The sequence below is a fragment of the Lactonifactor longoviformis genome (assembly GCF_042848515.1).
Lineage (GTDB): Bacteria > Bacillota > Clostridia > Lachnospirales > Lachnospiraceae > Lactonifactor > Lactonifactor longoviformis.
Map to the genome: position 1 here is coordinate 3,000,074 of NZ_AP031453.1, position 14,729 is coordinate 3,014,802.

Annotated in this window: 11 protein-coding genes and 1 riboswitch; of the genes, 2 read left to right on the forward strand and 9 right to left on the reverse strand. The window is 47.4% G+C overall.

What is annotated here, in order from left to right:
• Positions 1-226 precede the first annotated feature (226 nt).
• Complete coding sequence (locus tag ACGHCT_RS13865; RefSeq protein ID WP_390436367.1) at positions 227-1,741, reverse strand: 4Fe-4S dicluster domain-containing protein; 1,515 nt, start codon at positions 1,739-1,741, stop codon at positions 227-229.
• A gap of 245 nt (positions 1,742-1,986) precedes the next feature.
• On the opposite strand from ACGHCT_RS13865, the gene ACGHCT_RS13870 reads away from it, so the two are divergent.
• Together ACGHCT_RS13870 and ACGHCT_RS13875 are read left to right on the forward strand one after the other, a co-directional pair.
• The gene (locus ACGHCT_RS13870) at positions 1,987-3,471 is read left to right on the forward strand and encodes a putative DNA modification/repair radical SAM protein (RefSeq protein ID WP_390436369.1); all 1,485 of its coding nucleotides are present in this window, start codon (positions 1,987-1,989) and stop codon (positions 3,469-3,471) included.
• Positions 3,472-3,494: 23 nt separating this feature from the next.
• A complete protein-coding gene (locus tag ACGHCT_RS13875) occupies positions 3,495-4,259 on the forward strand; it encodes a TIGR03915 family putative DNA repair protein (RefSeq protein WP_072853471.1) in 765 nt (254 codons plus the stop codon).
• A gap of 62 nt (positions 4,260-4,321) precedes the next feature.
• Here ACGHCT_RS13875 and ACGHCT_RS13880 read toward each other — a convergent pair whose 3' ends face one another.
• The 8 genes from ACGHCT_RS13880 to acsC form a co-directional block, all read right to left on the reverse strand.
• On the reverse strand, positions 4,322-5,173 hold the full coding sequence (locus ACGHCT_RS13880; RefSeq protein ID WP_390436371.1) for a bifunctional 5,10-methylenetetrahydrofolate dehydrogenase/5,10-methenyltetrahydrofolate cyclohydrolase: 852 nt from the start codon (positions 5,171-5,173) through the stop codon (positions 4,322-4,324).
• 15 nt (positions 5,174-5,188) lie between these two features.
• On the reverse strand, positions 5,189-5,818 hold the full coding sequence (locus ACGHCT_RS13885; RefSeq protein WP_072853469.1) for a cyclodeaminase/cyclohydrolase family protein: 630 nt from the start codon (positions 5,816-5,818) through the stop codon (positions 5,189-5,191).
• A 113-nt stretch (positions 5,819-5,931) separates the two neighbouring features.
• On the reverse strand, positions 5,932-7,605 hold the full coding sequence (locus ACGHCT_RS13890) for a formate--tetrahydrofolate ligase (protein WP_390436374.1): 1,674 nt from the start codon (positions 7,603-7,605) through the stop codon (positions 5,932-5,934).
• 63 nt (positions 7,606-7,668) lie between these two features.
• Positions 7,669-8,223 carry a folate family ECF transporter S component gene (locus ACGHCT_RS13895; protein ID WP_390436376.1) on the reverse strand — a complete coding sequence of 185 codons (555 nt, stop codon included), beginning with the start codon at positions 8,221-8,223 and terminating at the stop codon, positions 7,669-7,671.
• 90 nt (positions 8,224-8,313) lie between these two features.
• A riboswitch (THF riboswitch) is annotated at positions 8,314-8,415 on the reverse strand.
• 66 nt (positions 8,416-8,481) lie between these two features.
• Positions 8,482-9,129 (reverse strand): DUF3786 domain-containing protein, encoded by a 648-nt coding sequence (locus ACGHCT_RS13900; RefSeq protein WP_390436378.1) that lies wholly within the window; start codon positions 9,127-9,129, stop codon positions 8,482-8,484.
• A gap of 13 nt (positions 9,130-9,142) precedes the next feature.
• Positions 9,143-11,086 carry a corrinoid activation/regeneration protein AcsV gene (gene acsV, locus ACGHCT_RS13905; RefSeq protein WP_390436380.1) on the reverse strand — a complete coding sequence of 648 codons (1,944 nt, stop codon included), beginning with the start codon at positions 11,084-11,086 and terminating at the stop codon, positions 9,143-9,145.
• 1,411 nt (positions 11,087-12,497) lie between these two features.
• The gene (gene acsE, locus ACGHCT_RS13910; protein WP_072853015.1) at positions 12,498-13,283 is read right to left on the reverse strand and encodes a carbon monoxide dehydrogenase/acetyl-CoA synthase methytransferase subunit; all 786 of its coding nucleotides are present in this window, start codon (positions 13,281-13,283) and stop codon (positions 12,498-12,500) included.
• A 95-nt stretch (positions 13,284-13,378) separates the two neighbouring features.
• Positions 13,379-14,725 (reverse strand): acetyl-CoA decarbonylase/synthase complex subunit gamma, encoded by a 1,347-nt coding sequence (gene acsC, locus ACGHCT_RS13915; RefSeq protein ID WP_390436382.1) that lies wholly within the window; start codon positions 14,723-14,725, stop codon positions 13,379-13,381.
• Positions 14,726-14,729 lie beyond the last annotated feature (4 nt).

Consider the following 14,729-nt stretch of genomic DNA (forward strand, 5'->3'; position numbering starts at 1 on the left):
TTTCCTCCTTAAATTTGGTGTTCTGCCCAATAATAAAAGAGCTATGTGCTGCCGCACCCCTGAAAAATATGTATAAATTGCACATGCCCTAAAAAGTATTATACCTTATTGCCGTCTTTTTCACAATGAATTTTGATAATTTTTATTAACAATTTATCCTGTCTGATTATCCAAAAAAACTGCACCGCCTCCATGGAGACAGTACAGTCCTCTTTTCTTTTTCATGCTATTTCAGCTCAAGTTCAAACAGATCTTTAGCCGGTATCTCTCTGGAGGAAGTTTTCACAAATTCTTCTACCTCCCTGGCCGCTTTTTCAACCTGGATATTGGTGCCCGCACCTGCCACACAGCCGCCGGGGCAACCCATGCCCTCAATCAGACATCCGTCAAGTTTTCCCGCTTTGGCCAGGTTCAGAATCTTTCTGCACTCTGCCAGTCCCTCCGCGTGCTTAATATTCACCTGAACATCCGGATAATAAGCTTCCAGACATTTTTCAATCGCCTGTGCCACACCTCCGGCCACTGCATATCCCCGTCCGGCGCCCGTTGCATCCCCCTCTTCCAAAGAGGAGATGTCCCGCGGGTAGTCTTCCACCTGAATATCCCTGGCCAGAAACATACCTGCCAGCTCCTCAAAGGTGATCACAAAATCTACATCACTTCTCACCGCTTTTCTGGAGGCTTCCAGCTTTTTGGATGCGCAGGGTCCTATAAATACCACTCTGGCATTGGGGTGTTCCTTCTTTATGCTTCTTGCAGTAGCCACCATTGGAGTCAGTTCCTGAGAAATTTTATCTATCATATCAGGAAAATATTTCTTTGCCAGAACAGACCAGGACGGACAGCAGGACGTCAGCAGGAAGGGGAGTTCTCCTGTCGATACCTTTTCCGCATAGTGGTGGGCTTCGCTGGCAGCCCCTATATCAGCCCCCACAGCCACCTCGTATACGCCCTGGAAGCCCAGGTCCTTTAAGGCCTGCTTCAGCATCCCCGGGGTAACCTCCGGACCGAACTGTCCGATAAACGCAGGCGCAAGCTCCGCAATGATCTCCTCATTCTCTCTTAACGCTTTGGCCAGCTGGTAAATCTGAGATTTGTCTGAGATAGCCCCGAAGGGGCAGCTGACCATGCACATGCCGCAGGAGACACATTTGTCTGTCTGGATGCTGGCTCTCCCCTGCTCGTCGCTGCCAATGGCATTCACTCCACAGGCACGCGCACAGGGGCGTTCCTTTCTGGATATGGCATCATAGGGGCATTTTGCCTTGCATTTCCCGCATTTAATGCACTTTTCCTGATCAATAAACGCTTTCTGATTTACTCTGCTTATGGCGTCTTTGGGACACACTTCCATACAGGGGTGAGCAATGCAGCCTCTGCACATATTGCTGACCTCATATTTTTTCGGCTCGCAGGCATCACAGGCAGATGGTATCACCTGCATCAGCGGCGGCTCATAATATTTCTCATCTATATTGCTCTCTTCAATCCCCTGCGTCAGATGTACCCATCGGTTCTCCGGACGCAGTGCCATCCCCATAGCCAGCCGGATTCTCTCACTGACAACCGCCCTCTCCCGGTAAATACTTTCCCGGTACTGGGGTTTCTCCGTCACAATTTTATAGGGAATAGCCTCAATGTCGTCATTCAATGACTCCGCGCTGGATTCAAATCCCAGCCTGGCAATCTCCGTAAATACTTTTCTTCTCAGCTTTGTTACAGGTGTTTCCAGTCCTCTCATAATAGTCCTCCTCTGATGCAGCTGTTTTCGCCAGGGGACAATGCCGTAAGGCCCCCGGGTATACGATCATTCGCTTATACTATAGTATAGGAAGTATGCAAAATCAACCTCTCTGCTTGTTCTTTATTACATGCAATCCGGCTTTTGCAAACGTTTGTTCGGTTTAATCTTGCTTCTGGCCGCAAACTATGGTATAATTGTAAAAGAACATATGTTTGCATTAATTATCTGACAGGAGAGCCAATATGAATACTGCAAATCAACTTACACTTCAGGATAAATTGACCGTTTTGGCAGATGCCGCCAAGTATGATGTGGCCTGCACTTCCAGCGGGGTTGACCGCCGGGGACAGAAGGGAAGCCTTGGGAACTCCTGTGCAGCAGGAATCTGCCATAGCTTTGCATCCGACGGAAGGTGTATTTCCCTTCTCAAGGTTCTTCAAAGCAACGAGTGCATTTATGACTGCAAGTACTGTCCCAACCGCGCGTCCAATGACAAGGTACGTGCGACCTTTACTCCGGAAGAGCTCTGTACCTTAACCATAGAATTTTATAAAAGGAACTATATCGAGGGCTTATTTCTGAGTTCCGGTGTATGCAAGAACCCAACCTATACCATGGAGCTGATGTACCGCACTCTCCTTCTTCTCCGCACCAGCTATCACTTTAACGGCTATGTGCATGTAAAAGCCATTCCCGGTGCCTCCCGGGAACTGCTTCTCCAAACCGGATATCTGGCGGACCGCATGAGTGTCAACATGGAGCTTCCTACCCGGGAAAGCCTGAAGGCACTGGCTCCCAACAAGTCCTTTTCCGGTATTCTGAAACCAATGGAGCAGATACAATCCGGCATCACCGGCTACCGTCTGCAGATAGGAAAGGATCCCCGCATGGAACGCAGCTTCTCCAACCGCTATCTGAGCAATACGATCTTTCAGTCCGGTCCTGCTCCAAGGCTTGAGACAGCTGCCACGCCATCTGTATCCCTGCCCGCGGGCGTACAGCCGGTTCACCATACCGGCAACAAGCCTGCTCCCTTTGTGCCTGCGGGACAGAGTACACAGATGATCATCGGCGCAACCCCGGAGAATGACTTCCAGCTTCTTACTGCTACCCAGCATCTGTATCAGCAGTATGACCTGAAAAGAGTCTTCTTCTCCGCCTATGTGCCGCTCAACGAAGACTCCTGTCTCCCATCTCTGGATACTGCGCCTCCGCTTCTCAGGGAACACAGGCTTTATCAGGCAGACTGGCTTCTTCGTTACTATGGTTTCCACGCCGAAGATCTGCTGAGCATCGAAAAGCCAAACTTTAATATTCTTCTGGACCCCAAGTGCGACTGGGCCCTTCGCCATCTTGAGCTCTTCCCTATGGAGATCAACCGTGCCTCCTACGAAGATCTGCTGAAGATACCAGGGATAGGGATGAAATCAGCTTCCCGGATTGTCCAGTCCAGACGCCAGGGGATGCTGGACTTTGAGCATTTGAAGCGAATGGGAATTGTGTTAAAGCGGGCGAAATATTTTATCACCTGCAAAGGACGGATGATGTACCGCATTCCCATACAGGAGGATTTCCTTACCAGGCAGCTGACCGGAGAGGACGCCCGGACTAACTGGGAAATCGAGCACCCTCAGACCTACCGCCAGCTGTCACTTTTTGACGATATGAATCTTACAGCTTCCCCGACTGTTGAGGATGCGGCGAAAAGTATCAGCGGTCAATTCTAGTATTTAACGTAAGGAGCTGCCCTATGATTATATTTACCTGCAAGGATATATTCGAAGATATGATGACCTGCATCTATGATGCATGGGCAGAGGCCAATGCCATCGGACACAGCAGTGTACGTCTTATGACAGAGCCGGCCGGTGATATGGAACTGTTCTGTGAATACAGACACGTAGACCCGGATCCCCAAAAGGTACAGAAGGTCATACGCACAATCCATAAAAAACTAAACTGGGAGGCCTATCAGCTGGTCTACAAATCAGCCATGTCTTTTGCCTCCAATAAGCTGGACGCTATCTACCGATTTCTGATTCTCGGTTTTGCCGCCGGTCCCCGGGTTCTCCAAATGCTCCAGGCTCCTCAGGTGATAACTGTTTTTGAGCTGAGCAGAAAAGTCACGAATGAGGCACACTTATTTCGTGAATTTCTCCGCTTCGAGCGCATGGATCAGAACGTTTTGATGGCCCGCATTTCACCCAAATGCAATATTCTCACGATCCTGGGTCCCCAGTTTTCCGATCGCATGCCCTCGGAAAACTGGATGATTATCGATGATACCAGGAATCTGGCTGCCGTACACCCGGCAGACGAGGAATACTACCTCACTCCGCTTGGCCAGGCAGATCTGGAACAGTTGAATGCCCACAGGGAGACTACAGACCCTTATGTTGCCCTGTGGAAATCTTTTTTCCGTACTATTGGGATACAGGAACGAAAAAATTATCAGTGCCAGAGAACCATGATGCCCCTGTGGTACCGCAAACACATGACAGAGTTTCTGCCCTAGGGAATTCTATAAAGCAAAAAAGAACCTGGCCATCCAGATTCTTTTTTGCTTCTCTATTCTGCTTATTCCAGAGATCTCTTAGCAGCTTCTACCACATGGCCCACTAAAACAGAAGTGGTAACACTTCCCACGCCTCCCGGAACCGGAGTGATAGCCTCAACAACAGGTTCTGCCTTTGCGTAGTCAACATCTCCGCAAAGCTTCCCTTCTTCATTTACATTGATTCCCACATCTACTACAATCTGTCCAGGAGACAGATATCTGTCGTCCACAACCCCGGCCCGTCCGGCGGCTACGATTACCAGTTCTGCTTCCTTTACTACGGACGGCATATCTACCGTTCTGGTATGGCAGATCGTTACTGTGGCGTGTCTCTGAAGAAGCATCATAGCAGCAGGTTTTCCCACAACAAGGCTTCTGCCCACAACCACTGCCTTTTTACCTTTACAGTCGATTCCATAATGGTCTAAGATCTCCATACACGCCTGAGGGGTACAGGGAGGGAAGCCCTGCTTTGTTCCCGCAAATACCCCGACCATAGAGCCATCGGTAATACCATCCACATCCTTTTCCGGCTTCAGGGCTTTAATTACTGCCGCTTCATCCAGATGCTTGGGCAGAGGACGGAAGATAAGAATACCGTGAATCTTATCATCATTATTTACTTTCTCAAGTGTTGCCATTAACTCTTCCTGAGTTACATCAGCGGGAAGCAGAAATTTTTCATACTCAACACCGAGTGTCTCGCAGCGCTTCGTAGCTCCTCTCTCATAGGATACGTCATCAGGTCTTTCCCCTACACGGATGATCCCCAGTCTAGGCTGAATTCCTTTTTCTGCTAATCCGGCCACATCAGCCTTGATTCTCTCATTTAATGCTGCGGTTACTTCTTTTCCCAGTAATTGCTTTGCCATGTCTCTTCCCCTTTCCTATTTCAGTCTGCCAAGTACGCTCGCAAAAATTTCATCTGCTTTTTTCGGATATACATCCAGCATATGATCAGCTTTTTTATTTAACTCTTCTGCATACTCTCTATTTTTCATAGATTTTGTGTTGATGTACACATTTAAGCTGGCGCCCTCCAGAGCAGCTTTGCAGAAGGCTGCGCCCACGCCGGCATCACTAATTGCCAGGGCAGAACCCTTTGCTGCAAACTCTGCAATAATATCAATTGCTTCACAGCACTTTTCCATAATTTCCATAGGTACAGAGCACGCATCTTTTAAGACAATCTCCATCACTCTGGCCTTCTCAGCCTTTTCTTCTTCTGTCTCTCTCGGCATACCATAGGCCTTTGACAGGGGCTCGAAAACCTCCGCATCCTTTTCTACCAGTGTAAGCAAGTCTGCCTGCAGCTTGTCGCATTTTGCTTTCAGCTCATACATCTCTTCTTCCACGTCCGCATATTTCTTTTTGCCTACGGTCAGACTTCCCACCATATTGCCAAGGGCAGTTCCGACGGCGCCCACCAGAGCAGATGCGCCGCCGCCGCCCGGCACAGGGGCCTTTGATGCTAATACTTCTACAAATTCATTACAAGGTACTGTTGAAAATCCCATGTTGTCCTCCTTAATGGTATGTAATATTTTTTTGGGACGGAGAAATACTTCCTCCGTCCCACTGAAACACGCAACTATGTGTAGAGTTCACAGTTTCCGTGTTATTACTACAGTTAGAATAATCCGGAAATCTTACCTGTCTCATCCACATCAATCTTCTCAGCTGCCGGTACTTTCGGAAGTCCCGGCATAGTCATGATGTCTCCGGATAATGCTACGATGAATCCTGCGCCTGCAGAAATCTTCAGGTTACGGATGGTTACCTCAAATCCCTTGGGGGCTCCCAGCAATTTCTCATTGTCTGAAAAGCTGTACTGGGTCTTTGCCACACAGATCGGGCATTTGCCGAATCCAAGCTCCGTCAGCTGTTTTGCCTGTTTCTTGGCATTCGGGGTAAGCACTACACCGTCTCCGTGATATATCTTGGTTACGATGGCATTTAATTTCTCTTCGATGGTCATGTCGTCCGTGTAGGAGAAGGTAAAGTCGTTGGGCTCTTCCACCAGCTTCACTACCTCTTCTGCCAGGGCCATTCCGCCTTCGCCGCCCTTTGCCCATACTTCAGAGAGCGCTACGTTTACGCCTAATTCCTTACATTTTGCCTCTACCAGATCAAGCTCCGCCTTGGTATCTGTGGGGAATGCGTTAATCGCAACCACACACGGCAGTTTATATACGTTTCTGATATTTCCTACGTGCTGGAGCAGGTTCGGAAGTCCTTTCTCCAGTGCGTCCAGGTTCTCATTGTTCAGGTCAGCCTTAGCTACACCGCCGTGATGCTTCAGGGCTCTCACCGTTGCCACTACAACCACTGCGTCCGGTTTCAGACCTGCCATACGGCACTTGATGTCCAGGAACTTCTCAGCTCCAAGGTCTGCACCGAAGCCGGCTTCGGTTACTACGTAGTCCCCTAATTTCAGGGCCATCTTGGTTGCCATTACAGAGTTGCAGCCGTGCGCGATGTTGGCAAACGGTCCGCCGTGTACGATGGCTGGTGTATGCTCCAGAGTCTGTACCAGATTCGGCTTTAAGGCATCCTTCAGCAGTGCACACATTGCGCCTTCTGCCTTTAAGTCTCCCGCGGTTACCGGTTTCTGGTCAAAGGTATATCCCACAACGATTCTTGCCAGACGTGCCTTCAGGTCATTGATCCCTGAGGACAGGCACAATACTGCCATAATCTCGGAGGCAACGGTAATGTCATAGCCGTCTTCACGGGGCATTCCGTTGGTCCTTCCGCCCAGGCCGTCTGTCACGAAACGAAGCTGACGGTCATTCATATCTACACAACGTCTCCAGGTAACTCTTCTCGGGTCAATTCCCAGTTCATTTCCCTGGAAAATATGATTATCCAGCATAGCGGCCAGAAGGTTGTTGGCTGCGCCGATGGCATGCATGTCGCCTGTAAAATGCAGGTTAATGTCTTCCATTGGCACTACCTGGGCATATCCGCCGCCTGCGGCTCCGCCCTTTACGCCGAATACAGGTCCTAAGGATGGCTCACGGAGCGCAACCATAACGTTTTTGCCAATCTTGCGCATACCGTCTGCCAGACCAACGGTAGTTGTTGTCTTGCCTTCACCGGCCGGTGTCGGAGAAATTGCTGTTACCAGAATTAACTTTCCATCCTTCTTATCGGTGTCACGAAGCATGTTATAGTCAATCTTAGCTTTGTAGTTTCCGTACTGTTCCAAATATTTTGGATCAATACCTGCTGTTTTTGCAACCTCCATAACTGGCTGCATCGTCGTTTCCTGTGCAATTTCGATGTCTGATTTGAATCCCATTGTAAAATCCTCCCTTTCTGAAATAACCGGCTTTCGCCAAATTATTTACAACCAATTGCAAAATTACCGTTTCACTGTCTCCGGTGTCTTTCTCCTCATTTGGGACATAGACTTGGTTACCAGACCAGTCAGCGGGCTTCTGTAAAGCGCAAAAACCAGCATACTGTTCACTGCCGTTAAAAGCAATGTCTGCACAGCTCTTGTAGAATACAAAACTGCCCAGGGCATACCTGTATACAGTCTAAGCCCAAGGGTTGCAAATCCCAGGGACCCCACAATCCCGTGAAGTGCAGCAACGCCGAAAAACCGGAAGATATCCGGTTTCCTGGTCACAAACCCTTTTAACAATCCCGGAAGTACTCCTGTAAGTACAGAAGATACCAGAATCAATGGATTTGGCGCATACCCTGAAACCAGGCATCCGAGAAGATCTGACAATCCCCCGCAGATCCCTCCAACGAAAGGTCCAAACCAGAACCCTGCCAGGTAAATAGGTGTAGCGCTGACCGTAATGCGAAGTGAGCTTCCAATATTAATTGCCACCACTCTGGAAAGAATAATATTCATGGCAATCAATACACCGGCAAAAGCGATAACTCTGCTATTCAGTTTTTTCATGATGTATGTTCCTCCTTAGGCATACAAAGGCCTTCTTCAGGTGTATAGTAGATCTACACCAAAGAGGCAATACATCATACTCTTTAATGCAGTAGCGGATGCAATATTACATCGTGGTAGAATTTCACGGCCACCTTCGTCCAAGGGCAACTTCCCATCCCAAGGCACTTTACGCGCAATATTTACTCTACTATATCATGGTTGACAAGTTACAATTTATCAAAGCATCCGTAAGGATGTTTCGACCGGCAGGAAAAGTTACAGCTGTTTCTCCAAAGTTTTCAAAAGGCCGATAGAAATATCGCCCACCACTGCCATATCCTCTGCGGAGAAAGCAATGGGAAAATTATCTGAGAATAGTATCTGGGATGACGGAGGAAATTCCTCATCCCCTTCCCACAAGATAAACCGTACAAACAAGTCATTCATAAATTCAAATTCATAGGAGGCATCTCCCAGATCAAGCTTATTTGCCCCCAGATGTTCCATAATTTCCTGAAATCTGGTAATTTTCGTTCCATAGCCAAATGCCAGCCTTGCCAGGCATCTCCCCTGAAAATTTCTAAAATAGAATTCTCCCCAGGGAACTTCCCGATATGTGAGATATTCGCCGGCAGAGGGTGCCCGGTTTCCCTCCACCAGATAGCGAAGTGCCAGAATCTTGGCATTCATGGCCGTTTCCAGGGGATAACTGCCTACAGCATCCTCTCTGTGTCTGATTTCATACCCCGGATAGGAAATCTCATAGGTGCTTCCCATAAGACGAAGAATAAAATATCTATTCTCTTCATCATACGGGATCCCGGTTCTCTCACTTATCTCAGCCGGGTCCATACCCTGGTATTTCTTGAAATAATATTCAAACGGCCGTTGTTCTTTACTGTCTTTTGCATAATCAAAATTCATATATCACCTCAGATTATTCAGGATTCTGTCCAGTGAGCTCAACGGATGGGAATAATGCTGCATCTGTATGCGGTATAAAGCAAGAAGCAACAAATTCATCCATATACGTCGGAACTGCACTTAATTCCAGATAAGTCATATTCTTAGCAATTTCATAGCATTTTTTCTCTGCTGCTGTAGACAAGAGCATAGCATAAGAGCCTGACAGAGAAGAATTCCCAATATAGTGGAATTTATCCAGAGGGATGTCAGGAAACATTCCGATTCGGACTGCATTGCCCATATTAATGCCGCTTCCGATCCCCCCCGCTACATATACATCTTCAATCATAGATATATCAAAGTCCACCGAAGAAAGCATTGTTCTGATCGCAGAGAAGATAGCACCCTTGGCTCTTATAAAGTTATCAATATCCACTTCATTGATCTCAACATCCTTTACAGACCCGGCATCCTCGGCAAATGCGAGCACATAGCTTCCCATACCGTATTTGTCATGGCGGACACGCTTGCCGTTTCTGATAAACTTGCCCTTTGGATTAATAATTTTTGTCCGGTAAAGTTCACCGATCACATCGATAATGCCGGAACCGCAGAGTCCGATCGGCTTAGTTCCTTCTTTTCCAATCACATGGAAGCTGGGTTCCATGGTTTCCGCATCTATCGTACAAGCTTCTATAGCCCCGTCCGTGGCCCTCATTCCGCAGCTGATGTCTCCGCCCTCAAAGGCAGGACCTGCAGAACAGGCACAGCTCATTAAAAAGTCTTCATTTCCGAATACCAGCTCTCCGTTGGTTCCCAGATCAATGAAAAGAGAAAATTCCGGACGATTCCAGATCATACTCACCAATGTACCTGCCGTAATGTCACCGCCCACATAGCTGCCGATATTCGGCGCCATAATGATATGGGCATCCGGGTTCACTGTAATACCCAAATCAGAGGCATACAGAGAATTCGTTTTATAGAATGTAGGGATATAAGGTTCCATACGGATAGGATCCCCATTCATCCCTGTCAGTAAATGGTTCATGGTTGTGTTGGACGCCACGCTCATCCTGTAGATATGGCGGGGATCAAACCCCGTAGCACGGCACATCTGCTGAACCATAGGATTAATCGTTTCTTCAATAATCGCCTTCTGCAGTCTCTCGCTGCCTCCGGGCTTCACAGACTCAATGATGCGGTTAATGACATCCGCGCCGTAACGGATCTGTCCGTTTCCTGCGGAGGCTTTGCCGATCACCTCACCGGTCAGCATATTGATCAATAGGGCAGATACTGTAGTTGTACCAATATCGATTGCCAGTCCGCCGATTACAACCTTTTCAGTCTGCGGATAAATATCATATACAAAGGCATCATCACCGGCTACCCGTATCACGGCTTTTACTTTAAAATCGCTTTCCCGGAACACATGAGACATTTTTCTCAATGCAGAATAGGGTACCCGGACACTCTTTAGCCCAAGCTCTTTCTTCAATGCTCTGGTAAATCGCTCATTGTCCGGCATCGTGTCATCCAGGGAAGGTACATTCATACACACATCTACCGTTCTCAAACTGTTTTTGAGGACAATACCTGCCTGTTCGATGTCTGATTTTGCTTTCTCGAAGATGGCGATCTCTTCTTTTGAGCTTAAATCCGCAACTTTCATTCTGCTTCGATATGCTGATGCAATATCGGGAACTACCACTTCCACATCGCCGTTTATTTTACTGACACAAGCCAGCCTCCAGCCCTGCTCGTACTCCTCCTCAAAAATATGGCGCGTCTTCTGGGAGTCTAACATTCCGCTGATTAACCGCACTTTACATTTTCCGCAGGACGCATTGCCGGAACAAGGGGCATCAATGGCAACATTTGCCTTTCTTGCTGTTTCCAGAAGGTTTTCCCCTTCCTGAGCGTAAGTCGTGACCTTTTCGCCGCTCTCGAATCTAAAAGTTACCTGAAACATAGCTTCATTCGCCTTTCTTCAATATAATTTTACAATTATGTATGTTCGCCAAAACCAAGCTGCAACAACTGTAATTGACCAGCAATTTTTTGTCAGATTGACAAATGCTTGTCAATATAAATATACCTTACTCACCCCTTTACTGTCAAGCAAAAGGGCACTATCCAAAGCAAAAAAGAGAGCAGCGTCCAGGCCTTCCCGGGCGCCGTTCTCTTATCCAGATTCCCTCCGCTTTTATCTGTTTTTCCCCCAGTTCCACATCAGCCATCGCCTTGCTCTCCAATACAGGGGATAGTTTTGTGTATGTGAAGTTCGGGGCGAAATAGTCGGCCAGCGCAGCGTTGCAGACGGACGGATATAGAAGGGAGCACCGGGGGGACAGGGCCAGGCCGGGGTATAGGGACAGGTCAGCTCGAGGCTCCGTTCTCCTTAGCTAAGTCCTACCAGCTGCTAAACTCGTCAGGAAAGCCTTCCTCGTTAATCAGCTGGTGGACTGGATCTTCGGCTCACTCCGCTTAACCTCCCTGACCTGTCCCTATACCCCGGCCTGGCCCTGTCCCCCCGGTGCTCCCTTCTATATCCTGGCAGAGACTTACTTCACATTCACTGAAAACGGGTGGGGAAGGTCGAGAGTTGTACACTTTTCTTCTTGTTTCGCACGATTTGTAACTCGATGTTTTGGATAACGCCCAAACTCATTACAATGATTAATTCCACTCTATCTGAAGATATCACAGCTATATTCTATCTGACAATTTTACAGCCATTTCCCATGTGCAAAATAACGTTCCCCATCTGATAAATCTCCCCCTTGGAACACCCTATACCCAGGTGAGAAGAGTCCTGCGGCAGCGGGCGGGCTGGTTCGGACAGGAGGGAGGCTTAAGTTCCGGGGACGATTCCGGAGGAGTGACTAGAGAGTCTTGGGCAAAACCGGGATTCCTGCAGGAGATTTTTTCGGCAGTCCGGGCCGAAAAAAAGTGAGCATGTGCAGAGAATGCACATCAAGCATTCTTTGCACATACGAACGGTGCTCCGGCGGGGATTCCGGTTTTGTCTTAGACCCTCTTCACGACGGAGGTGTCCCCGGAACTTAAGCCTCCCTCCTGTCCGAACCCAGCCCGCCCGCTGCCGCAGGACTCCTCTCACCGTCCCCTTACCCCCCATACCTTCCGACTGGGCAGTATCAAGCTTATGAAGTCAAATCCCAATTTCATCCTCTTCGACAATATTACACCTATATTCTATGTAAAGGACATAAGTTCCCTTTCTGTTAACATGTCTACCCTGAAACCTTCCTATACAAAATAAAAGAAAGCCGCTGCTTTGCAGTCCCCATAAGGTACCTGCTTCACAGCGGCTCAATCACTCACCTATATAACGTTCCAATCCTTATACTAAAATCCCGTAATTACAGTTCCAGATAAGAATCAGCATATAATGTATTATTTTTGAATACATCGCAAGATTTGATGGTTTCCATTAATCTTACGTCGCATGGGTTAACAATTGCAGATGTCAGACCCTGCATCATACACATAGCAACCATTGCGGAGTCCATGATTGGTCTGATGTGTTTTGGCATACCATTGGAGTTGTTGGATAATCCACCGGTAGAATTCAGGCCCATATCGCTGAACATCTTGATAGCTTCCAGAACTTCCATCTGTTTGTCCTGCATACCTTTTACAACTACGAATAATGGGTCAAACCACAGATCCGTTGGTTCCATGCCCAGCATCATACCATGCTCTAACATAGTCTGGCAGTGTACCATACGCTCGTCATTGTCTGCAGCGATTGGTCCATTGGAGCAAAGTGCGATTACGATGGCATCGTTGGCAGCAGCTAAGTCAATGTAGCTCATTCTGTCACCAGCGTCAGCGGAGTTAACGATTGGTTTTCCTTTTGCTCTGTTATATACAGAAATACCTGCCTCAATAGCTTTTTTGTTAGCTGTATCCAGTGCTAACGGAACATTGTCGAAGTTTTCCTGAAGGAGCTGAACTGCCCATTTCATTAAATCTTCACCGTCATTCTCAGCAGGTCCAATATTAACATCTAAGTATGTAGCTCCAGCTTCTAACTGCTCTTTCGCACGTTTTAAAATAGCCTCTGGATTTCTTGTTGCCATTGCCTCACGAATTGCTGGTGAAATACAGTGAATTCTTTCCCCAATTGTAATAAATTTTGCCATGCTCATTCTCCTTTTCATGTAAGAAATTATATTTCATTCCCCGGATCCGGGATTATGCAGATCCGGGGTGCTTTCATGCAGATAAGCCTGTCCTATTAGCCCTGCATATCTTTTAAGAACTTAACTAACTGAACAGCCTCTAAAGGACCAACGATAACTTCCCATCCTGGAAGTTTTGCTTCAATATCGCCCTTCAATACAGCTACTTTACCCGGAATAACCAGTTTTCTGCATTTAATCTTATCTTCAACCTGCTCTGTGATGAACTTAGCAACAGATGTGGAGGATAATTTACCGGCAGCCCAGGCTGTCAGTACGGATAATCCGCCGGCATCGCTGATTAATAAGTTGCATGGTACTCCGGATCTTTCCAGCTCGCCGGAAACGATGAAGTATGTAAGAGCAAAGTCAACGGTTGTCAGGCAGACAGAATTCTCATCAGCGCCGTTGATTGGGTAGATGCCAGGCTCAACCTTCATTGGCTTCTGAGGATCTGTAAATACATTCTGTCTTAAGCCGAATAACGGAAGTGCTTCTGCATATCCCAGTTCTTCCATAACAACGATGGAACCATATTTCATGGTGAATAAGGATACCAGAGCCTGCTGTAAATACTTATCTCCCTGCGCTAATTTTGCAACATTTACAAGAGAAGGATAACCGAAGGTTCTGTCCTGTTCTTTCACTGCTGCTCTTCTGATCTGAACAGCTGCTGCGAATGCATCCTTAACAGAAGCACATCCAACATCCAGTATCAGATTCTTGTTTCCTAATTTTTCAAGTGCTGCTACTGTATCATATAATTCATTGAGATCAGCTCCGGTTACACCGAGAACAACACCGGCCTCTGCAGCAACAGCATTCATAGCTTCATAGTTAGAAGCGTCAGCGCCGTTTAATACTGGTTTGCCGTCTTTGCATACTGCCAAAGCAGCTTTTGCCACTTCCGGATCCTTACATCCCAGAACTAAAGTTCTTCCTGTAGCGTTTGCCTTTTCAACTAAAGCCACATACTTGTCCTGTCCGGCTTCCTCAGCGTAATTTACATAGAGCATTTCCACGTACATTCTCTCGCCGATACGCTCATAGTCTACTGCTGGAATCTCAGCTAATTTAGCTTCGATGGCTGCATCGTCCATGCCGCTGCACAGAGATACTGCATATCTTGTCTTGCTTACATATGTTTTTTCATGTCTGTAGAGAACAGTCTCTCCGCCTAATGTATATTCACCGTCTCCGGTACCAACTTTAATTGTTTTCATTGGAGGTGCAGTAGCCTCAGATAAAGAAGCCAGTGCTTCCTCTGACATATGCGGGCAGGCTGAGATATCTACAGCGCCCTGGGCAACCTTCATAGAAAATGCCATACATGTTGGTGAACCACAGTCCTTGCAGTTGGTTTTTGGTGTCATTTTAAATATTTGAATACCTGATAAAGCCATAATA

What these genes read in the sequence shown, in the direction of transcription:
- ACGHCT_RS13870 (WP_390436369.1), top strand. Translation starts at nt 1,987, where the DNA reads ATGAATACTGCAAATCAACTTACACTTCAGGATAAATTGACCGTTTTG.
- ACGHCT_RS13900 (WP_390436378.1), bottom strand. Translation starts at nt 9,129, where the DNA reads ATGAATTTTGATTATGCAAAAGACAGTAAAGAACAACGGCCGTTTGAA.
- ACGHCT_RS13885 (WP_072853469.1), bottom strand. Translation starts at nt 5,818, where the DNA reads ATGGGATTTTCAACAGTACCTTGTAATGAATTTGTAGAAGTATTAGCA.
- ACGHCT_RS13875 (WP_072853471.1), top strand. Translation starts at nt 3,495, where the DNA reads ATGATTATATTTACCTGCAAGGATATATTCGAAGATATGATGACCTGC.
- acsV (WP_390436380.1), bottom strand. Translation starts at nt 11,086, where the DNA reads ATGTTTCAGGTAACTTTTAGATTCGAGAGCGGCGAAAAGGTCACGACT.
- acsC (WP_390436382.1), bottom strand. Translation starts at nt 14,725, where the DNA reads ATGGCTTTATCAGGTATTCAAATATTTAAAATGACACCAAAAACCAAC.
- ACGHCT_RS13880 (WP_390436371.1), bottom strand. Translation starts at nt 5,173, where the DNA reads ATGGCAAAGCAATTACTGGGAAAAGAAGTAACCGCAGCATTAAATGAG.
- ACGHCT_RS13890 (WP_390436374.1), bottom strand. Translation starts at nt 7,605, where the DNA reads ATGGGATTCAAATCAGACATCGAAATTGCACAGGAAACGACGATGCAG.
- ACGHCT_RS13865 (WP_390436367.1), bottom strand. Translation starts at nt 1,741, where the DNA reads ATGAGAGGACTGGAAACACCTGTAACAAAGCTGAGAAGAAAAGTATTT.
- acsE (WP_072853015.1), bottom strand. Translation starts at nt 13,283, where the DNA reads ATGGCAAAATTTATTACAATTGGGGAAAGAATTCACTGTATTTCACCA.
- ACGHCT_RS13895 (WP_390436376.1), bottom strand. Translation starts at nt 8,223, where the DNA reads ATGAAAAAACTGAATAGCAGAGTTATCGCTTTTGCCGGTGTATTGATT.